This window comes from Nocardioides sp. (assembly GCF_047602075.1).
In the GTDB taxonomy this organism is placed as follows: Bacteria; Actinomycetota; Actinomycetes; order Propionibacteriales; family Nocardioidaceae; genus Nocardioides.
This window is the reverse complement of the sequence record NZ_JASGIF010000002.1, coordinates 469,213-488,306: the sequence shown is the minus strand read 5'-3', so window position 1 is coordinate 488,306 and position 19,094 is coordinate 469,213. Positions and strand designations below refer to the sequence as shown.

Here is a 19,094-nt window from a genome sequence, read left to right as displayed (position 1 = left end):
AGACGGCGATCCCCGCACTCAGCCTTCGGTCATCGGGATCCGCACGCCCCGCTCCTGGGCAACCTCGGCGGCGCGGTCGTAGCCGGCGTCGACGTGGCGGATGACACCCATGCCCGGGTCGTTGGTGAGGACTCGCTCGATCTTGGCGGCAGCAAGGTCGGTGCCGTCGGCGACGCAGACCTGGCCCGCGTGAATCGACCGACCCATGCCGACGCCGCCGCCGTGGTGGACGGAGACCCAGGTGGCGCCGGAGGCGGTGTTGACCAAGGCATTGAGCAGCGCCCAGTCCGCGATCGCGTCGGAGCCGTCGAGCATCCCCTCGGTCTCGCGGTAGGGCGAGGCGACCGAGCCGCAGTCGAGGTGGTCGCGGCCGATCACGATCGGGGCGGACAGCTCACCGGAGGCCACCATCTCGTTGAAGCGCAGACCGGCGAGGTGGCGCTCGCCGTACCCCAGCCAGCAGATCCGCGCCGGCAGGCCCTGGAACTCCACCCGCTCGCCGGCCATGGTGATCCAGTTGTGAAGTCGCTCGTTGGCTCTGCTCTTCTCTTTGGGGAACAGCTCCAAGATGGCGCGGTCGGTGGCAGCAATGTCGGCGGGGTCGCCCGACAGCGCGGCCCAGCGAAACGGGCCCTTGCCTTCGCAGAAGAGCGGCCGGATGTAGGCCGGCACGAAGCCGAGGAACTCGAACGCCCGGTCGTAGCCGCCCTTGCGGGCCTCGTCGCGGATCGAGTTGCCGTAGTCGAAGACCTCCGCGCCACGGTCTTGGAACTCGACCATCGCCCGCACGTGCCGGGCCATCGACTCCTGGGCGCGCTTGGTGAAGCCGACCGGGTCCTCGGTCCGCTCCTGCTCCCAGTCCTCGAAGCGGGTGCCGACTGGGAGGTAGAACAAGGGATCGTGCGCGGACGTCTGGTCGGTCACGATGTCGATCGGGGCGTCCCGCTCGAGCAGCTCGGGCACCAGCTCTGCGGCGTTGCCGAGCACGCCGATCGAGAGCGGACGGCGAGCATCGCGCGCCTCCACCGCGAGCGACAGGGCGTGGTCGAGCGAGTCGGCCTGCACGTCGAGGTAGCGGGTCTCCAGCCGGCGCTGGATCCGGTGCTGGTCACACTCGATGCAGATCACCACACCGTCGTTCATCGTCACCGCGAGCGGTTGGGCACCGCCCATCCCGCCGAGGCCGGCGGTCAGTGAGATGGTCCCGGCGAGAGTGCCGTCGAACCTCTTGTCGGCCACCGCGGCGAAGGTCTCGAAGGTGCCCTGCAGGATCCCCTGGGTGCCGATGTAGATCCAGGATCCGGCGGTCATCTGGCCATACATGGTCAGACCGAGATCCTCCAGCCGACGGAACTCCTCCCAGTTGGCCCAGTCGCCGACCAGGTTGGAGTTGGCGATCAGCACCCGCGGCGCCCACTCGTGGGTCCGCATCACACCCACCGGCTTGCCGGACTGGACGAGCATCGTCTCGTCGTCCTTCAGCGTGCGCAACGTGCGCAGCAGGGCGTCGTACGCCTCCCACGACCGCGCCGCCTTGCCGGTGCCGCCGTAGACCACCAGGTCCTCGGGGCGCTCGGCGTTGTCGGGGTCGAGGTTGTTCATCAGCATCCGCATCGGTGCCTCGGTCTGCCACGAGCCGCAGGACAGGTCGGTGCCGTGCGGGGCGTGGATCGGCAGGCGCGGGTTGTCGGTCATGAGAGTTCTCCGATCTCAGCGTGTACGGCGTCCAGGACGGCGCCGGAGCGGACGATCGAGACCGCGGTCTCGATCTCGGGGGACAGGTGACGGTCGGGTCCGGGGCCGGCGATGCCGGCCTCGCGGAGGAGGCGTACGACGGCGGCGGTGCCCGGCGCCGGCGTCAGGGGGGCCCGCAGGTCGAGTGCACGAGCAGCAGTGAGGATCTCGATCGCGATGACCCTGGTGAGTCCGTCGACGGAGCGGCGCAGCTTGCGGGCGGCGTTCCACCCCATCGAGACGTGGTCCTCCTGCATGGCCGAGGACGGGATCGAGTCGACCGAGGCCGGGACGGCCAACCGCTTCAGCTCGGAGACGATGGAAGCCTGGGTGTACTGCGCGATCATGTGGCCGCTGTCCACCCCCGGGTCTCCGGCGAGGAAGGGCGGCAGCCCGTGACTGCGTGCCCTGTCCAAGAATCGGTCGGTCCGGCGCTCGGAGATGGACGCCACGTCGGCGGCGGCGATCGCCAAGAAGTCGAGGACGTAGGCGACCGGTGCGCCGTGGAAGTTGCCGTTGGACTCCAACCGACCCTCGGCCGGCAGCACGACAGGATTGTCGATCACACTGGCCAGCTCGTGGCCGGCGACGACGGCGGCATGGGCGGCGGTGTCGCGGGCGGCGCCGTGCACCTGGGGTGAGCAGCGCAGCGAGTAGGCGTCCTGGACTCGGTTGCAGTCCGGGCCGCGGTGCGAAGCGACCACGCCGGAGCCGCGTAGGAGCAGCATCAGGTTGGCGGCCGAGGCCGCCTGCCCCGGGTGCGGCCGAAGCGCCTGCAGCTCGGGGGCGAAGACCCGGTCGGTGCCGAGTTGCGCCTCGACCGACATGGCGGCGGCGATGTCGGCGGTGCGGAGCAGTAGATCGAGGTCGCGGAGCGCCAGCACGAGCATGCCGAGCATGCCGTCGGTGCCGTTGATCAGCGCCAGCCCCTCCTTGGCGGCCAGCTCCACCGGCTCCAGCCCGGCGGCACGCAACGCCTCCGCGGCCGGCTTCAACTCGCCGGAGGCGTCGCGGACCTCACCCTCGCCGATCAGGGCGAGCGCGCAGTGGGAGAGCGGGGCGAGGTCACCGGAGCAGCCGAGCGAGCCATACTCCCGCACCACCGGGGTGATGCCGGCGGTGAGCAGGTCGGCCATCAGCTGCGCGGTCTGACGTCGTACGCCGGTGTGCCCGGTGGCCAGCGTCGACAGCCGGAGCAGCATCAACGCACGGACCACCTCGCGCTCCACCTCGGGTCCGGAGCCGGCCGCGTGCGAGCGGACCAGGGATCGCTGCAGCTGGGCGCGCAACTCGGTCGGGATATGACGGGTGGCGAGCGCGCCGAATCCGGTGGAGACGCCGTAGGTCGGGGTCTCCCCCTCGGCCAGCTTCTCCACGACCCCGCGGGCCTGGTCGATCGCGTCGAGCGCGGCGGCTGTCAGGGTGACACCGGCACCGTCACGGGCGACCGCGACGACGTCGTCGAACGAGACCGGCCCGGGGCCGACCTGCACGGAGTGAGGAGCTGCCATGTCCTCCATTGCACCGCCTCGCTCCGCTCACACGACAGGGCGCAACCGCGGTCTATGTCTCAGATCCGAGACTGATCTGGAGTGCCGTGCCCGCCCTCGAGGCGCCCCAACGCCGACCCTGATGCCCAGAGGGTGGTCGCGCCCTGGCCCCCGGAGTGCGTCTGAGGATGGAATGGGGACTCATTCATCGAGAGCGGGGTCGTTCATATGTCCAAGAAACCGAAGCCACCCGAGGGCGCCGACGATCTGAGCCCGCGCCTAGCCGCCGACGGTTCCGGCGGACATGACCCCGAGAAGTACAAGAGCGACGGGAAGCTCAAGGCCGCCTACTACGACCACGAGATCGAGCGGCTGCAGGAGCAGTTGGTGCTGCTGCAGTACTGGATCCAGTCCCAGGGCCTGAAGGTGCTGGTGATCTTCGAGGGCCGCGGCTCGGCCGGCAAGGGCGGCGTGATCAAGCGGATCACCGAGCGGACCAGCCCGCGGATCACCAAGGTGGTCGCCCTACCGAAGTCGACCGAGCGACAGAAGACGCAGTGGTACTTCCAGCGGTACGTCGAGCATCTGCCCGCCGCGGGCGAGATGGTCATGTTCGACCGCAGTTGGTACAACCGCTCCAACGTCGAGTGGGTGATGGACTTCTGCACCGGGGAGGAGCACCAGGAGTTCCTGAGATCGTGCCCTGAGTTCGAGCGGATGCTGGTGCGCAGCGGGATCACGCTGATCAAGTACTGGTTCTCGGTGTCCTACGAGGAGCAACGGCGTCGCTTCGAGGCGCGCAACGCCGAGCCGCTGAAGCGCTGGAAGCTCTCTGACATGGACCTTGCCGAGCACGAGCTCTACGTGAAGTACTCCATGGCCAAGGACACCACCTTCCAATACACCGACATCAAGCAGGCGCCCTGGTACGTCGTCCCCTCCGACGACAAGAAGGCAGCCCGTCTCAACTGCATCTCACACCTGCTCAGCCAGTTCGACTACCAAGACGTGGCCCCCGACGTCGTCGAGCTGCCGGTCATGCGCGAGATGCCCTACGTCCGCCCGCCGATGCACGAGCAGACGTTCGTGCCGCAGATCTACTGATCTCCTGCTCTGCTGATCCCGGCGCGGGCCCGGGGTCAGGTCAGGGCGTAGACCCGCTCGGCGTTTTCGCGCGCCACCAGGGCGGCGACCCGCTCGGCATCGGCAGCGGACCAGTCGCCGTCGGCGACCCACTCGCCGAGCACTGCGGCGACGCCGCGCCGCCAGAGCCGGGCGCCGAGCAGGTGCAGCTCGGCAGGACCCCACGCGTCGGAGGAGTAGAGCTGCTTGTAGAAGGGCGCCAGCTCGAAGGACTCTGCGATCACCTGACGCGAGGCGGCGCCGGTGTAGTTGATGCCGAGCCCCACGTCGAAGTAGACGTTGTCGAACACCTGGGCGAGATAGCCCGCTTGCCGGTGGAACGGGTAGTTGTGCAGCAGCATGATCGGCACCCCGGTCGGCTCGACCAGCCGTAGCCAGCCCATCAGCAGGGTCGGGTCGGCGCGGTCGAGGTCCAGGTCGGGATCGCCGTATCCCGAGTGCAGTTGGAGTGGCAGCCCGAGGTCGACCCCACACCACTGCAGATGACGCAGGAGGGCGGGGTCACCGATCCGAGGACGGTCACCGACTCCGAGCGCCGCGTCGGCGCCTGCCTGCACCTGGGCGGTCGACGGCCGCTCGGGCGCGGTGTCGAAGCCGGAGCGGTAGGCCATCACGCTCTTGGTGCCCACCGCGTCCCGGGCGGCCACCGTCTCGGCGAGCACTGCTGGGTAGTCGGCGAGGAAGGCGTCGACTCCTCGGGTGGCCAGCAGATCCTCGGCCACGGTCTCCAGCCGGACGATCTCACGGCTCGTCCCGCTGATCTTCGCCATCTCCGCGGGCCCGAGTACGGCGTCGCCGAGATAGCCGGTCTCGACCAGCCACGTGCCCGTGCCCGACGCGGTGAGCAGCCGGCGGGTGACCTCGGACTCGCCCAGCTCACAGCGGCGCGCCCAGTAGGCCTCCCCCGGCGCATGCACGGGCAGGTCCAGCAACGGTGCGCACCACCGGCGGATCGCTATCCCTACCTGGGAGTCGAAGATCGACCCGACCCCGGGAGCCGTCGGCGCCTCGGTCAGCATCGACTCCCAGGTCGCCCGATCCACCGACTGGCGGAGCGCGCCGTGGACGTGGTGGTCGACCAGGCCGAGGTCGTCGATGCTCTCACCGAGAGGACCTGGAGTCGGTGTCGCCATCCTCACCTCACCAGCCCGCGAACTCCGCCACGGCGGCAGGGTCGACCTGGTCGGCCTCGCGGATGGCCTGCTCCAGGATCGTCACCGCACGATCGACCTCCTCGTCGGTGATCACCAGCGGCGGCGTCACCTCCAACACGTTGCCCCCCACGTAGTACACCACCGCGCCGAGCTGCCAGGCCCGATAGACGACGCGGGCAGCCAGGTCGGGCGCGCGGTCACGGGTCTCTCGTGAGCCGACCAGGTCGACGCCGATCACCAGGCCCCGGCCACGGATGTCCCCGACCACATCGAGGTCGGCGGTTGCCTCTCGCAGTCCGGCCCTGAGCCTTTCGCCGGCCACCGCCGCACGCTCGGTCAGCCCTTCGGCGTCGATGGTGCGCAGGACTGCCCTGGCCACCGCGGTGCAGTAGGGGTTGCCTGCCGTGGTCAACAGGGCACTGGCGCCGGGCTCGTCGAGCACGGCGGCCGGACCGACCGCCGCAGAGATGGGCAGGCCGGCCCCCAGCGCCTTGCCGAAGGTCACCACATCGGGCGCGAGGCCGTCATGGTCGAACGCGTGATAGGTGCCCGAGCGGCCCAACCCGACCTTCACCTCGTCGCAGATCAACAGCGTCCCGGCGGCCGCGCACGCCGCCGAGATCTCGGTCAGGAAGCCGTCGGGCGGGACGATCAGCCCACCATCGCTGAGGATGGGCTCGACGATGACACACGCCACGTCCCCGGCGGCCAGGTGGCTGCGCAGGGTCGCCAGCTCGACCTCGTAGGTGTCGGGGGAGCGGTAGGGATCGGGGTACGGCGTGAAGGTGACCGCCGTATCCGTCTCGACGTTGCCCGACTGGACATGCACTCCGGAGGCGCGCATCGCCACACCGACGCCACCGTGATAGCTGTGCTCGAACGCCAGCACTCGCGGTCGGCCGGTGGCATGACGCGCCGCCCGAATGGCGACATCGTTGGCATCAGACCCGCAGTGCCCGAAGTAGACGCGTCGCTCGCCCGACCCCGGCACCCGGTCGAGGAGCTCCTCGGCCAGTGCCACCCCGTCGGGATGGATCGCCGACAGGGCTGCCGCGCCCGGCGGCGCCTGTGCGGCCCGGGCGAGCGCCTCTCGGACCACAACATGGCCATGGCCGAGCGCGCAGGCGGTCCACGTGGCCGAGAGGTCGAGCAGCCGACGCCCACCCGGCTCGATCAGCTCGCATCCCTCTCCGGCTTCCACCACCAGCGGGAAGAAGCGCAGCTTCTCCACTCCGGCGATCACCCGGTCCCGGCTCAGCAGGTCGTTCATCTATGCCCCCAACCCTCGATCGCGGGATCGCTTCACCGTCTGCCTGCCAGCGCTATCCGGCCAGCTCGGAGTGTCCCTCGTCGGCCGCATCGAGCTCGCGGGCCAACGAGGCGCCGATGCGCGTCGTGAGGCCCTGTGCGGTCGTCGCGATGATGCCGCCGACGACTACCCACGCGATGGCGACGTACGCCGGCGCGAAGCCGGAGGCGTCCTTGACGTTGTAGAAGATCACGATGAGGATCAGCACCGCTCCCACCCCGGGGACGATCAGCTCGGCCGGACGGACCGAGATGAGGCCCCTGCGGTCGGCAGCGAAGACGGCGATCTCCACCAACAGGTAGGCGAACAGCAGGCACACGCTGCCGACCACGGCGAAGAAGAAGTAGGAGTCGATCGCGGCGTCGCCGGTGCCCATGTCCGGCCACCCGGTGAGCCACGAGACCAGGTTGACCAGGATGCCCACGGCCGACAGGATCCACACGGCGTTGCGGGGCGCGTGGTGGACGGCGTCCACCTCGGACAGCATCTTCGGTCCGAAGCCGTCCCGCGCCAAGGCCATCATCAGCCGGGCCGCGGCCGCCACCGACGACAGGTTGGAGGCGAACGCGCTCAGCACCGCGGTGACGATCAGCAGCGTGCCGAACCACCCCGCGATGTAGTTGTCTCCCAGGTCGCCCAGCGTGTTACCGGACCCTTGGAAGGCGGCCAGGCCCTCCGCGTCGGTGCCGAAGCCGATGGTCTGGGCGAACATGACGACCACGAACAGCACGCCGGTGATGAGCACCGATCCGAACAGCGCCCGCGGAATGTTGCGGCGGGGGTCGTCGGTCTCCTCACCGAGCGAGGCGCAGCCTTCGAAACCGGCCCAGGACAAGAACGCCGCTACCACTGCGGCGAGGACGGAGTTCACGCTGACGCCCTTCGGGCTGAACACCGAGAGGTCGAAGCCGGTCGAGTCCGCGCCACCGTGGCCGAAGATCACCACGATCAGGATCAACATGCCCGCGATGCCGATCCCCTCGACGGCCAGCAGCAACCGGGAGATCTGCGAGGTGTCCCTGGTGTTCAGATAGGCGTTGACCACCAGGCAGACCAGGGCCGAGATGCCGAAGCCGATCGCACCCGCCGACCAGTGCCCGAGCAGTGCGTTGACGAACGCGCCGAACACGGCGGCGGTGCAGATCAAGAAGAAGGAGTAGGTGCCCAGCAGCGCGAAACCGGCAACGAAACCGGCCCGGGGGCCGATGGTCGCGCCGACCAGGGCGTACGCCGACCCGGCGTGGTTGTAGCGCTGGGTGAGCTTGATGAACCCGTAGGCCACCATGGACACCCCGATGAAGCCGAGCAGGAAGACCAGGGGCACCGACTTCCCGACCGTGCCGACGATCCCTTGCCCGTTGCCTGACATCGCCAGGGTGGGTCCCATCAGGCCCAGAGATAGCGCGAGCGCCTCCCAGAGCTTCAGCTTTCGCTTGGTCATCTGTGTCTCTCCTCGCGCTGGTGGTCGCGTCGGTCGATGGGGGGCTGGCTGGGCTTCGGCCCGGGCCGGGGCTCAGCCGGACCAGGCGAACCGGGTCGCCTGGTGTGCGTCCTGGCCGTCGTAGGCCGAGGCTTCGTGGCGTCGTACGGCAAGCACGGCTGCGTGGAGGTGGTCGCCGAGGACCTCACCGACGACCGGGTCGGCCTCGAAGGCAGCCAGTCGGGCCTCGGAGGTGTGCGGCAACGGGACCACGCGGCCCGCTGTCCGCTCGTCGTCACTGAGCAGGGCCGGGTCGTCGACGACCGCGGGCGGCGGCACCATGGCGTGCTCGATCCCGTGCCGCGCCAATCCGAGCACCAGACCGGTGGCCAGCCAGGTGTTGGCCCCCGCGTCGACGCACTTCACCTCGACGTTGGCGCCATGCGGGTTGCCGTTGTTGGCGATCAGGATGCGGACCGCTGCCTCGCGGTTCTCCACTCCCCAGGCGGCCCACGCTCCGGACCAGTGCCCCGGCTGCATCCGCTCGTCGGAAGCGACCGTGCCGGCCATGATCGCGATGGTGCCCGGCAGGTGCTCGACGATGCCGGCGATCGCGGCCGCCGCCTCGGGATGCATCTGGTCGGTGCCGGGAACGTCTGTGCCCGGTCCACCGCTCAGCAGTGGTACGCCGTCCTTGGTGAACGACACGTGCAGGTGGGCTCCGTTGCCCGCCCCGCCGGCGAAGGGCATCGGGGAGAACGACACGAGCAGACCGTGCTGGTGGGCGACCCGCCCGATGACCGTCCGAGCCAGCAGCACGTTGTCGGCCGAGGTGATCGGGTCTCGGGGTGGCAGCGAGATCTCGAACTGGCCGATGCCGTACTCACTGTGGATCTGTTCGAGTGGGATGCCGACAGCGTCCAGCGCCTCGCAGACCTCTGCTGCGAATCCGGCTGAGCTGGAAGTAGGGCGCCGCGCCGTAGCAGGTCCAGCCGTGCTCGGTGCCGAGCAGGTGACCGGCGGTGTCGGTCAGGGTGAACTCCATCTCGTGACCGACCATCGCCTCGATGCCGAGCTCCGCCAGCCCCGTGACCTGCCGCCGAACCACGTCGCGCCAGCAGTAGGGTGACCGGTCGCCGTCCTGGTCGAGAACATCGGCGACCGCCCACCCGAAGCCGCCCGGCAAGACGACGGCGGTGTCCAGGTCGACCGCCAGCCGGAGGTCACCGACCACACCGAGGGTCGGGGTCATCGCCACCGCGTTGTCGACGCAGAACACCGGCCAGGTCAGTGAGGCACCCATGCCGCTGCGCGCGAAGGACTCGATCCGAGCCGACGGCACCGTCTTCGATCGCAGCACCCCGCCGGTGTCGCTGATCACTCCGGTCAAGGTCCGTAGGCCGGCCTGGCGCAGGGTATCCGCGCGGTCCCGGCGTGCCGCCTCGTCCATCAAGCACTCCTTGACGCAGTTGTTTCAGATACACAGGAGAGAGGGTTCCCACGTAAGAATCGTTACAGTGGCACAATGCCATCGGTTTGTCACGGGTCGATGAACACGAGCACCTCGGTTGGTTACACGCTGGTTGGTGACACGTTGGTTGGTGACACCTCGACAAACGCCATCCGCCGACTTGCCGCGGTCGCTGGGGAGAGAAGCGGCGCTCCCGCGCTGCTAGAGAAGGTGTGGTGATGTGCAGGTTGCTGGGCTACGTGGCCGAACGTCCCGCATCGGTGACCGATCTGCTCGGCACGGCCTATGCCGCTGACTTCGCCGCGCTCACCCGCGTCCACGGCGACGGATGGGGAATGGCGTGGCGCGGGGCCGACGGCCGGATCGCCACCGAACGCGCCCCGCAGTCGGCGGCCAGCGACCCCGACTACCACCGACTAGTCGAAGCCGAGCTCGCCCAGATCGGCCTGGTGCACCTGCGCTGGGCCACCGACGGGCTCGAGGTAGGTCTGGAGAACACCCACCCGTTCAGCGACGGCGAGCTGGCCCTTGCCCACAACGGCAGCATCAGCCCGATCGCACGGATCGACGGCCTGCTCACCCCGGCCTCACGCGAGCACCTGCGCGGCGACACCGACAGCGAGCGGTACTTCCAGTTCCTGCGCCAGAGCGTCGCCGAGGCAACCGACACCGATGCCGGCGTGCGGAGCGGGATCTCGATCCTCGCCGACGCTTTCCCCGCAGCGAGCCTCAACGCGATCCTGCTCGCCCCTGATGCGATGTACGTCGTCCACGTCAACAGCGGGGCCCGTGCACCGATTGACGACCTCCGCATCCTGCTGCGCGACGAGCCACCCCCCGCTGGTCACGCGACCGCATACTTCGAGATGGCCTACCGGGTCACCCCGACCAGCGTGGTGGTGGCCTCCAGCGGACTCGTGGGCAGCGACTGGCAACCGGTTCCGCCCGACAGCGTGATCCGGATCGGTCGATGCGATCGCGAGGTGTCTGCGCTGTGGCAGCGATCGGGGCACGAGGCGCCTGCAGGACGACCGTCGTCGGCCACTCGATGACACGGCCAACCCAGCCCCACCCACCCGAGCGAGCCGGCCTCGCCTCCCGGTTGAGAGCCAACCTGGGTGGGCTATCCGCGGGGGAACGGAAGGTCGCGCGGGCTCTGCTGACCGACTTTCCGGTCGCCGCGCTCGGGTCGGCGGCCGATCTCGCCGCCACGGCAGGGGTGAGCGCGCCCACGGTGGTCCGATGCGCACGACGGCTCGGCTTCTCCGGCTACGCCGACCTGCAGAACGCCGTACTCTCCGAGCTCAGCGAGCGGGCCGCGTCTCCGTCCTCCCAGTTCGACCACCGACCCAGCAGCAACTGGCTGGGCGACGGCCTGGACGCCATCGCCTCCGGGGTCTCCGCGCTCGCCGAGATCCCGTCCGAGGAGTTCGAGACCGCGGCTGGGCTGTTGGCCGACACCCGCTACTCGATCGCGGCGTTCGGCGGCCGCTACTCCGGCCTGGTCGCTCGCTACCTGACCTTGCATCTCCAGCAGGTTCGCCCACGGGTCAGGGCCCACGACCCCCAGCTCGGTGCCGTCAGCGAGTTCCTCGACGCCGGCGGGCGCGACGTGTTCGTGGTCTACGACTTCCGGCGCTATCAGCGCTCGACCATCTCGCAGGCAGAACGGGTCGCGGCGGCCGGGGCGAAACTGATCTGCATCACCGACCCGTGGCTCTCACCCGTCGCTGAGCACGCCACCGTGGTGTTGCCGGTCTCGGTGCGCTCGGCCAGCCCCTTCGACTCCTCCGCCGCGGCCTTGGTCCTCTCCGAGCTGCTCGCCGGCGCGGTGCTCCAGCTCACCGGCGAGCGTGCCCGGGAGCGGATGCGCAGATGGGACGCCGCCCAAGAGGCCGACTTCGGCGACGACGCCGACGGCCAATCTCAGTAGGGCAGCAGCTCAGTAGGGCAGCAGCCAAGCGGAGGCGCGGGTGTAGGTCTTCACCGTGACCAGGTCGGAGGAGGAGACGTGCCACTTCGGTGCCCGGAACCTCACACCGAGGACCTTCCCTCGGGCGTGAGTCTGGGTGCGGACCGTCCTCACGGTGCGAGTCTGACCGTCCTCGGAGTAGACCCAGGCCCTGGTGCGGTCGCCCACGGCACGCCCCCTGAGCAGGACACTTCCCGAGGTGACCCGATCGGCCTCGTCGGTCACCGTCACCGGGCCACGCACCACGAGCCGACGGATCTTCTGCTTGGTCTGGACCCGGATCATCGGAACGCCGTCGTCGTCCGTGACGCTGGCGAGCCGGCGAATGGACTCCGGCGTGCAGGTCCACTCCGACCCGGAGTCCGCGAAGCTCGGCTGCACGCCGTCCGGGCAGGTCCAGTCCGCGGCAACCCCGGAGAAGCCGGCTTCACCCACGCTCAACACGACGGTGTGCCAGTTCCCCTGCCGGTCGGCGAACTGTCCTTGCTCCGCGGCAGTGGCCGAGAACAAGGTCACCGTGCCGGATCGGGTCCAGCCTGCCCGCGCGTGCGTCTGGTCCGAGACGGCCTGGGCGGATACGGGCAGCAGCACAACAGCCGCCAGACCGGCGGCGAGGACTGCGGGAACCGAACGCATGGCCTTCTCCTGACAGTGCCCGAGGGTGGTTGTTGCAACTCCTGGCAGGCTATGTACTCCTCCCCCGTGGCGCAGAGGAACCGGCAAACTCGGGGCCCGTGTGTTGCCGACGAGGCGAGACCAGCGATCCTTGGCGGGCAGGGCCGCTAGACCACTGCTGCCCGGACGACCACGCTCGGGGCGAGGTAGCCCCATCGGGGCCGACCCTCGCTCGCCTGAGAACCGACCCGACGGAGGGTGCCGTGCCCGGAACCGGTAGGTCCGGAACCGGTCGGACCAGAGCTGGTAGACCCGCCGGCGTGCGGCTGCTGGTGCCGGCCAAAGCGCTCGACCGGGCGAAGACCCGACTCGCGCTGCCACCGGATGTCCGCCTCCTGGTCGCCCGCGCGCTGGTGGAGCGGACGCTCGCCACGGCCAGCGAGACGGTCGGCCCGGATCGGGTCACCGTGGTGACCGACGGAGCCGACGTACGGCGCCTGGCCGCTCCCCTCGGCGTCGACGTGCTCGACGAGAACGCGGGCGGGCTGAACTCCGCCCTCGACCTCGGGATCGGGCATCTCCGCCGCTTGGATCCGCCGGCCACCTGCGTGGTGCTGGTGAGCGATCTTCCCCTGATCAGCGTCGCGGATCTCGGCGAGGTGTTGACACACCTCGACGCAGCATCGACGCCCCGGCACGTCGCCGACCTGCACGGCAGTGGCACGACCCTGCTGGCCCTGCCGGCCGGGGCGACATTGCCCCTCGGCTTCGGTCCGGGATCGGCCAGACACTTCGCCGAGGCCGGCTCTCGCCTGCTCGACCCGGTGCCGGCCAGCCTGCGTACCGACCTGGACACCCTGGCTGATCTGGCGAACCTGCCCGCCTCGGCGCGAGACGCCATCCTCTCCGGCGGCCCGGGCGACCGAATGGGATGACGCACCCGATCCAGGACGGCCCTCACCTCTCTACGATGCGCTTCATGGGCAGCCACAATCAGGTGCCGGCAGCGACCCGGGCTCTGCGCGTGCTGCGCTTCCTGGCCAGCCAGCCGGACCCGGTGCCGCTGGATCGCGTGATGCGGGCGTGCGACCTGCCCCGCTCCACCGCCTACCACCTGCTCAACGCGATGATCGACGAGGGCTTCGTGGTGCACCTGCCCGACGAGCATCGCTACGGCCTCGGGGTCGCGGCCTTCGATGTCGGCAGCGGCTATGCCCGACAGGGGCCGCTGCAGCGGATCGCGCGTCGACCGCTCGCCGCGCTGGCCGACGAGACCGGGCACAGCGCCCACCTCGCTGTCTTGCATGGACGAGACGTGCTCTACGTGGTCGAGGAGCGCATCGCCGGCCGTCCGCTGCTGGTCACCGAGGTCGGCGTCCGGCTGCCGGCCCACCTCACCGCGAGCGGTCGCGCCATCCTGGCCGCGTTGCCGGCAGCGCAGGTGCGTGCCCTCTACCCCGACGCTGGCGCGTTCGTGGTCCGACACGACGTCGGTCCCCGCAGCCTCTCGGCCCTGCGCACCCTCCTGTCCGACACCCGGCAGCGCGGCTACGCGAGAGAGGACGGCGAGGTCACCCCCGGCTTCGCCAGCGTCGCCGCTGCGGCGTTGGACCACAACCGGCACCCCGTGGCCGGTGTCGCGGTCACCTTCCCCACGGCAAGCGCGCCGGATCCGGCGGCAGCGGCAGACGCCGTGCGACGCACAGCGGCGCAACTCTCCCGCCGCATCGGAGGCGGATCGACCATCAGCGAGACCTAGAGCTTCGCTCGGGCCTGGAGATCCCGCACCGTTGTTTGCCGTGCAGCCCGCACCTGGGAGATTCCTCACCGGCCCTGGTGCTGAATCCGGGCCCGGCATTCCGTATCGTCTGCCGGGTCGGGGCGGTCCCGACTGCTGCGCCGCACGCACCTCGGAGTGACTCGTGAACGTTGTGCTGATCCTCGGGCTGCTGCTGAACCTGGTCGCGCTGCCGATCGTGGCGCGTCGACTGTGGTTCCTCTTCCGCCTGATCCGCAACGGCCAGCCTGCACCCGATCGCATCGAGGGCGTCACCGGCCGGCTCGGCCGAGCCGTCAAGACCGAGGCGGTCGAGGTCCTCGGCCAGCGTCGGCTGCTGAAGTGGACCGTGCCGGGCCTCGCGCACTTCTTCACCTTCTGGGCGTTCGTGATCCTCGGCAGCGTCTACGTCGAGGCGTACGGCGTGATGCTGGGCCCGGATGACTTCTCCATCCCGATCATCGGGCACTGGTGGATTCTCGGGTTCGCCCAGGACGCCATCGCGCTGGCGGTGCTGGTCAGCATCGTGGTGTTCGCGACCATCCGGATCCGCAACGCACCGGCGAAGCTGGGTCGCAAGTCGCGCTTCAAGGGCTCCCACGAGTTCGGCGCCTACCTGGTGTTGTTCTTCATCTTCAACGTGGTCTGGACGCTCTTCCTCTTCCGGGGCGCAGCCTCTGCGCTGGGCAACTTCGACAACTCGGGTGCCTTCGTCTCCAACGCGGTTGGCCGCATGCTCGACGGCCTCGGTGAGGGAACCCTCCACTTTCTCGAGGGACTCGGACTGCTGCTCCACATCGGCGTAATGCTGGTCTTCTTGATCGAGGTGGTGCACTCCAAGCACCTGCACATCATGACCGCGCCGATCAATGTGCTGTTCAAGCGGCAGCCGATCGCGCTGGGTGCCGCCAAGCCGCTGATATCGGGCGGCAAGCCGGTGACGCTCGACGACATCGACGACCTCGACGAGGACACCACGTTCGGCGTCGGCGCGGCCGAGGACTTCAGTTGGAAGGGCATCTTGGACTTCGCGACCTGCACCGAGTGCGGCCGCTGCCAGTCCCAGTGCCCCGCGTGGAACACCGAGAAGCCGCTCTCGCCGAAGCTGCTCATCATGGCGCTGCGCGACAACGCCTACCACAAGGGCCCCTACCTGCTCGCCGATGAAGCCAAGCGCGAGTCGCTGCCCAGCGCCGTGCTCTCCGAGGCCGAGCGGCCACTCGTCGGCGAGACCGAAGGCGACCCGTGGGCACCCACCGGCGGCGCAGTGGTCGACAACGACGTGCTGTGGTCCTGTGTGACCTGCGGCGCGTGCGTGCAGCAGTGTCCGGTGGACATCGAGCACGTCGACCACATCCTCGACATGCGCCGCTACCAGGTGCTGGTCGAGTCGAACTTCCCCGCCGAGCTCAACGGCCTGTTCAAGGGCATGGAGAACCGCGGCAACCCCTGGAACATGTCCCCGTCGGCCCGGATGGACTGGGCGAAGGGTCTCGACTTCGAGATCCCCGTCGTCGGGGAGGACCTGGAGTCGCTGGAGTCGGTCGACTGGCTGTTCTGGGTCGGCTGCGCGGGCGCCTACGAGGACCGCGCCAAGAAGACCACCCAAGCCGTCGCCGAGCTGCTGCATCTCGCCGGAGTCTCCTTCGGTGTGCTCGGCAACGGTGAGACCTGCACCGGCGACTCCGCGCGGCGCGCCGGCAACGAGTTCGTCTTCCAGGGCCTGGCACAGCAGAACATCGAGACCTTCGGAGAGTTCAAGGTCAAGAAGGCCGTCACCACCTGCGCGCACTGCTTCAACACGCTCAAGAACGAGTACCGCCAGCTCGGCATCGAGCTCGAGGTGGTCCACCACACCCAGCTGCTCAACCGGCTGGTGCGGGAGGGCAAGCTGACCCCGGTCGCCTCCGGCGCCGGTGCCACCAAGCGGTCGATCACCTACCACGACCCGTGCTACCTGGGCCGGCACAACCAGGTCTACTCCCCTCCTCGCGAGCTGCTCTCGATCCTTCCGGGTGCGGAGTTCCGCGAGATGCCGCGCAACTCCGAGCGCTCCTTCTGCTGCGGCGCCGGCGGTGCGCGGATGTGGATGGAGGAGACCATCGGCACCCGGATCAACGAGAACCGCACCAACGAGGCGGTCGCCACCGGCGCCGACCAGATCGCGGTCGGCTGCCCGTTCTGCCGGGTGATGCTCTCCGACGGACTCACCGCTGCCAAGGCCAGCGGGACGGCGCGAGACGAGGTCGAGGTGCTCGACGTCGCGCAGATGCTGCTCGCCTCCGTCAAGGGCGAGGCTTCCGTCGCCGCTGCGGCTTCGGGGAGTACGACGACCGCGGCACCCCCGGCGGCGCCCGCAGCCACTGCCACCGCTGCTCCGGCCCAGCCCGACCTGAGCGAGCCTGCCCCGGCCGCCGGCGGGTCGCTGTTCGACGTAGCGCCACCAGCCGAGGAGAAGCCAGCCGCGTCAGCGTCGGGCGGGTCGCTGTTCGACGTGGCCCCGCCAGCGGAGGAGAAGCCGGCCGCGCCGGCGTCGGGTGGGTCGCTGTTCGACGTCGCACCACCGACCGAGCAAGCTCCCGCGGCACCTGCTGCCGGTGGTTCCCTGTTCGACATCACACCGCCGGTCGAAGAGAAGCCCGCCGAGCCGGCGGCGGCCCCCAGCGGCTCGCTCTTCGACATCGCGCCCCCCGCCCCAGAGCCGGCCCCAGATCCGGCCGCTGCCCCGGCAGCACCGAGTGGCGACTCCCTGTTCGACGTCCCGGCAGCCGAGCCCACGGCGGCTCCGGCATCGGCCATCCCGCCGGGATCCCTCTTCGACGTTCCAGCGCCGACCGCCGCCGATCCGGAGCCGGCCGACGACCCCGAGACGATCCTCGACGTCGACGACGTAGCGACCGCTGCTCCTGCCGAACCGTCCGGACCGACTCCTGCGGCCGCGATCCCACCGGGTTCCCTGTTCGACATTGCGGCACCCGCCGAGGCGGCGGTCGCCGAAGTCGACGAAGCCACCGCCGAGGAGACCACCGAGGTCGACGAGGTCAGCGAGGAGCCTGGTGAGGGCCACCAGCCCCGCGCCGACGCCGACATCAACGACGCCGGGTCACTGTTCGACCTCTGACCTCGGCGGACGGGATGACGTCGTCAACCCAACCGGATGACGCCACTTTACTCTTGATTTGACATCAAATTGGTGTCACAGTGGTGCACGTGGACATCACGCCGTACCTCGACTCACTCCGCCGGGACCTCGTCGCGGCGGGGGAGGCCGGCGACGAGGACGTGCGCCGTGCTGCCGAACGACTGACCCTGGCCCTCGATCCGGCCGCCCGCCTAGCCATGATGGAGGCGATCTCCCAGGCGGCCGCCGAAATCACGACCGAGCTGCCGAGCGGCTGCGTCGAGGTGCGGCTGAACGGCCGCGAGTTGGACTTCGTCGTCGACTCGAGCACGGCCCTGCCACCCACCCCGCCCGCTCCCCCGTCGTCTCCGGCGGCCGGGGCGGAGGAGGTCGACGAGGGAGGCCTGGCCCGGATCACCCTCCGCCTACCGGAGTCGGTCAAGACCAAGGCCGAGGACAACGCCGCCAAGGCCGGCCAGAGCTTGAACACCTGGCTGGTCAACGTGGTCCGGAGCGCGACGAACGACCACGCCGTCAACGTCGACATCGACCTGTCCAGCATTCCCTTCCTCGACAACCTCGATCCCTTCACCGGCAAGCCCGGCAAGCGAGGCAGCCGCCGAATGACCGGCTGGGTCTGACCGCACCACCCCTCTCCGGACCGGCCCAGATCGGCAGGCCGCCATCCGGCTGCCGAACCACGCCGTACGGCGCCGCCGTACGCCTAGGCCGCCGCGCCACTAGACCGCAGCACCAGCCAACGCACCAGAAGACACCACAAGAACACCACCCGCGAAAGCAGGACCGTCATGAGTGACTACACCTTCGAGACTCCCGAACCGATCCAGCTGCTGGTGTCGATCGGGAAAGGCCAGGTCGAGCTGCGCACCACCACGACCGCGCAGACTCGTGTCGAGCTGACCGGACCCGATGCCGACCAGGTGGCGGTCAGCCAGGACGGTCGCTTGATCAGCGTGGTGGCACCGCGGCAGCGAACCGGCTTCTTGGGCCGCGAGCCCGAGGTGTATGTGCTCGTCGTGCTGCCCGACGGCTCCGACGTGCAGACCCGCACCGGGTCCGCCGACACCGTCGCGCAGGGAACCTTCGCCACCTGTCGGCTGCGCAGCGGCTCGGGTGACATCACCTTCGACACCGCCACCGGGCCGCTCGTCGTCGAGTCCGGCTCCGGCGACCTCACCATCGAGCACGCCGTCTCCCACCTGCGCGCCAAGGCCGGCTCGGGGGATGTCCGGATCGGGCGATGTGAGTCCTCGACCGTGGTGTCCACGGGATCAGGCGACGTCGCCGCCGACTATGTCGAGGGCAAGACTGTGGTGAAGACCGGCTCCGCTGACGTGTCGGTGACCGAGTGCTGCGGCGAGGTGTCGTTGACCTCGGGCTCCGGCGACCTCCTGCTCGGCACCGCTCAGGCGGGGCGGGTCGTCGCCACCAGCGCCTCGGGCGATGTCCAGGTCGGCGTGCCCTCCGGCCTGCCGGTCTGGACCGACATCTCCACCGTGTCCGGCGATATCAGCTCCAACCTGGCCAGCACCGGCGAACCCAGCCCCGGCCAGGACCACCTCGAGCTCCGCGCCAAGACCGTCAGCGGCGACATCGCCCTACGGCAGTGCTGACCCACCACTAGACCGACCAGGAGGTCCACCATGCACACCTCGTTCTACGACTCACCCACCGAGATCGAGCGCATCGCTCGCCTGCGCATCAGCGAGCGGACCGCGCCGACCCACTCCATCCCTCGGCCCCGGCGCCGCAGCCAGGTCGCCGACGTGCTCCGCAAGGTCGCCGACCACCTGGACGGCTGACCCACGCCGAGCAAGGCACCCGAGCCGTTCGCCCCGTCGGCGCCGACCCTCCCCGGTCGCCCGGC

At 69.7% G+C, this 19,094-nt stretch carries 16 protein-coding genes and 1 pseudogene; 9 read left to right on the top strand and 8 right to left on the bottom strand.

From position 1 onward, the window contains the following. Positions 1-18 precede the first annotated feature (18 nt). Both hutU and hutH read right to left on the bottom strand, forming a co-directional pair. Positions 19-1,695: a urocanate hydratase gene (gene hutU / locus QM714_RS15025; RefSeq protein WP_415101970.1), complete on the bottom strand. Its 1,677-nt coding sequence runs from the start codon at positions 1,693-1,695 to the stop codon at positions 19-21. Next, positions 1,692-3,245, bottom strand: a complete 1,554-nt coding sequence (gene hutH / locus QM714_RS15020) for a histidine ammonia-lyase (RefSeq protein ID WP_415101968.1) — start codon at positions 3,243-3,245, stop codon at positions 1,692-1,694. Before hutH ends, hutU begins: the two co-directional genes overlap by 4 nt. A 207-nt stretch (positions 3,246-3,452) precedes the next feature. Between hutH and ppk2 the strand changes: the two genes are divergently transcribed. Further along, positions 3,453-4,328, top strand: coding sequence for a polyphosphate kinase 2 (gene ppk2, locus QM714_RS15015; protein ID WP_415101966.1), 876 nt, complete (start codon positions 3,453-3,455; stop codon positions 4,326-4,328). Positions 4,329-4,363: 35 nt separating this feature from the next. Here ppk2 and QM714_RS15010 read toward each other — a convergent pair whose 3' ends face one another. The 5 genes and pseudogenes from QM714_RS15010 to QM714_RS14990 all read right to left on the bottom strand — a co-directional run bounded on the left by QM714_RS15010 (position 4,364) and on the right by QM714_RS14990 (position 9,700). Continuing rightward, on the bottom strand, positions 4,364-5,500 hold the full coding sequence (locus tag QM714_RS15010) for an amidohydrolase family protein (protein ID WP_415101964.1): 1,137 nt from the start codon (positions 5,498-5,500) through the stop codon (positions 4,364-4,366). A 7-nt stretch (positions 5,501-5,507) separates the two neighbouring features. Then, positions 5,508-6,791 (bottom strand): aspartate aminotransferase family protein, encoded by a 1,284-nt coding sequence (locus tag QM714_RS15005; protein ID WP_415101962.1) that lies wholly within the window; start codon positions 6,789-6,791, stop codon positions 5,508-5,510. 52 nt (positions 6,792-6,843) lie between these two features. Further along, positions 6,844-8,271 carry an APC family permease gene (locus tag QM714_RS15000; RefSeq protein WP_415101960.1) on the bottom strand — a complete coding sequence of 476 codons (1,428 nt, stop codon included), beginning with the start codon at positions 8,269-8,271 and terminating at the stop codon, positions 6,844-6,846. Positions 8,272-8,343: 72 nt separating this feature from the next. Continuing rightward, a pseudogene (locus QM714_RS14995) lies at positions 8,344-9,186 on the bottom strand (hypothetical protein); the annotation flags it as partial. Further along, positions 9,134-9,700: a hypothetical protein gene (locus QM714_RS14990; RefSeq protein ID WP_415101958.1), complete on the bottom strand. Its 567-nt coding sequence runs from the start codon at positions 9,698-9,700 to the stop codon at positions 9,134-9,136. The pseudogene QM714_RS14995 and the gene QM714_RS14990, both read right to left, overlap by 53 nt. A gap of 239 nt (positions 9,701-9,939) precedes the next feature. Between QM714_RS14990 and QM714_RS14985 the strand changes: the two genes are divergently transcribed. Continuing rightward, the gene (locus tag QM714_RS14985; RefSeq protein WP_415101956.1) at positions 9,940-10,773 is read left to right on the top strand and encodes a class II glutamine amidotransferase; all 834 of its coding nucleotides are present in this window, start codon (positions 9,940-9,942) and stop codon (positions 10,771-10,773) included. Then, entirely contained in the window at positions 10,770-11,654 is an 885-nt protein-coding gene (locus QM714_RS14980) for a MurR/RpiR family transcriptional regulator (RefSeq protein ID WP_415101954.1), read from the top strand. The genes QM714_RS14985 and QM714_RS14980 overlap by 4 nt, the downstream gene beginning before the upstream one ends. Positions 11,655-11,663: 9 nt before the next feature. Here QM714_RS14980 and QM714_RS14975 read toward each other — a convergent pair whose 3' ends face one another. Then, on the bottom strand, positions 11,664-12,329 hold the full coding sequence (locus QM714_RS14975) for a hypothetical protein (RefSeq protein ID WP_415101952.1): 666 nt from the start codon (positions 12,327-12,329) through the stop codon (positions 11,664-11,666). 299 nt (positions 12,330-12,628) lie between these two features. Between QM714_RS14975 and QM714_RS14970 the strand changes: the two genes are divergently transcribed. From QM714_RS14970 to QM714_RS14945, 6 genes are all read left to right on the top strand, one after another. Then, entirely contained in the window at positions 12,629-13,243 is a 615-nt protein-coding gene (locus QM714_RS14970) for an NTP transferase domain-containing protein (protein WP_415101950.1), read from the top strand. Positions 13,244-13,287: 44 nt separating this feature from the next. Further along, a complete protein-coding gene (locus tag QM714_RS14965; protein WP_415101947.1) occupies positions 13,288-14,067 on the top strand; it encodes an IclR family transcriptional regulator in 780 nt (259 codons plus the stop codon). A gap of 163 nt (positions 14,068-14,230) precedes the next feature. Further along, positions 14,231-17,206: a heterodisulfide reductase-related iron-sulfur binding cluster gene (locus QM714_RS14960; protein ID WP_415101945.1), complete on the top strand. Its 2,976-nt coding sequence runs from the start codon at positions 14,231-14,233 to the stop codon at positions 17,204-17,206. An 89-nt stretch (positions 17,207-17,295) separates the two neighbouring features. Further along, positions 17,296-17,847 (top strand): pilus assembly protein HicB, encoded by a 552-nt coding sequence (locus QM714_RS14955; protein WP_415101943.1) that lies wholly within the window; start codon positions 17,296-17,298, stop codon positions 17,845-17,847. Positions 17,848-18,015: 168 nt separating this feature from the next. Continuing rightward, positions 18,016-18,840: a DUF4097 family beta strand repeat-containing protein gene (locus QM714_RS14950; RefSeq protein WP_415101941.1), complete on the top strand. Its 825-nt coding sequence runs from the start codon at positions 18,016-18,018 to the stop codon at positions 18,838-18,840. Between the two features lie 30 nt (positions 18,841-18,870). After that, positions 18,871-19,029 carry a hypothetical protein gene (locus QM714_RS14945; protein WP_415101939.1) on the top strand — a complete coding sequence of 53 codons (159 nt, stop codon included), beginning with the start codon at positions 18,871-18,873 and terminating at the stop codon, positions 19,027-19,029. Positions 19,030-19,094 lie beyond the last annotated feature (65 nt).

Bases quoted from the DNA above. Each gene is read 5' to 3' on its own strand.
- ppk2 (WP_415101966.1), top strand. From the start codon at position 3,453: ATGTCCAAGAAACCGAAGCCACCCGAGGGCGCCGACGATCTGAGCCCG.
- hutH (WP_415101968.1), bottom strand. From the start codon at position 3,245: ATGGCAGCTCCTCACTCCGTGCAGGTCGGCCCCGGGCCGGTCTCGTTC.
- QM714_RS14990 (WP_415101958.1), bottom strand. From the start codon at position 9,700: ATGGACGAGGCGGCACGCCGGGACCGCGCGGATACCCTGCGCCAGGCC.
- QM714_RS15010 (WP_415101964.1), bottom strand. From the start codon at position 5,500: ATGGCGACACCGACTCCAGGTCCTCTCGGTGAGAGCATCGACGACCTC.
- QM714_RS14950 (WP_415101941.1), top strand. From the start codon at position 18,016: ATGAGTGACTACACCTTCGAGACTCCCGAACCGATCCAGCTGCTGGTG.
- hutU (WP_415101970.1), bottom strand. From the start codon at position 1,695: ATGACCGACAACCCGCGCCTGCCGATCCACGCCCCGCACGGCACCGAC.
- QM714_RS15000 (WP_415101960.1), bottom strand. From the start codon at position 8,271: ATGACCAAGCGAAAGCTGAAGCTCTGGGAGGCGCTCGCGCTATCTCTG.
- QM714_RS14985 (WP_415101956.1), top strand. From the start codon at position 9,940: ATGTGCAGGTTGCTGGGCTACGTGGCCGAACGTCCCGCATCGGTGACC.
- QM714_RS14975 (WP_415101952.1), bottom strand. From the start codon at position 12,329: ATGCGTTCGGTTCCCGCAGTCCTCGCCGCCGGTCTGGCGGCTGTTGTG.
- QM714_RS14945 (WP_415101939.1), top strand. From the start codon at position 18,871: ATGCACACCTCGTTCTACGACTCACCCACCGAGATCGAGCGCATCGCT.
- QM714_RS15005 (WP_415101962.1), bottom strand. From the start codon at position 6,791: ATGAACGACCTGCTGAGCCGGGACCGGGTGATCGCCGGAGTGGAGAAG.
- QM714_RS14965 (WP_415101947.1), top strand. From the start codon at position 13,288: ATGGGCAGCCACAATCAGGTGCCGGCAGCGACCCGGGCTCTGCGCGTG.
- QM714_RS14980 (WP_415101954.1), top strand. From the start codon at position 10,770: ATGACACGGCCAACCCAGCCCCACCCACCCGAGCGAGCCGGCCTCGCC.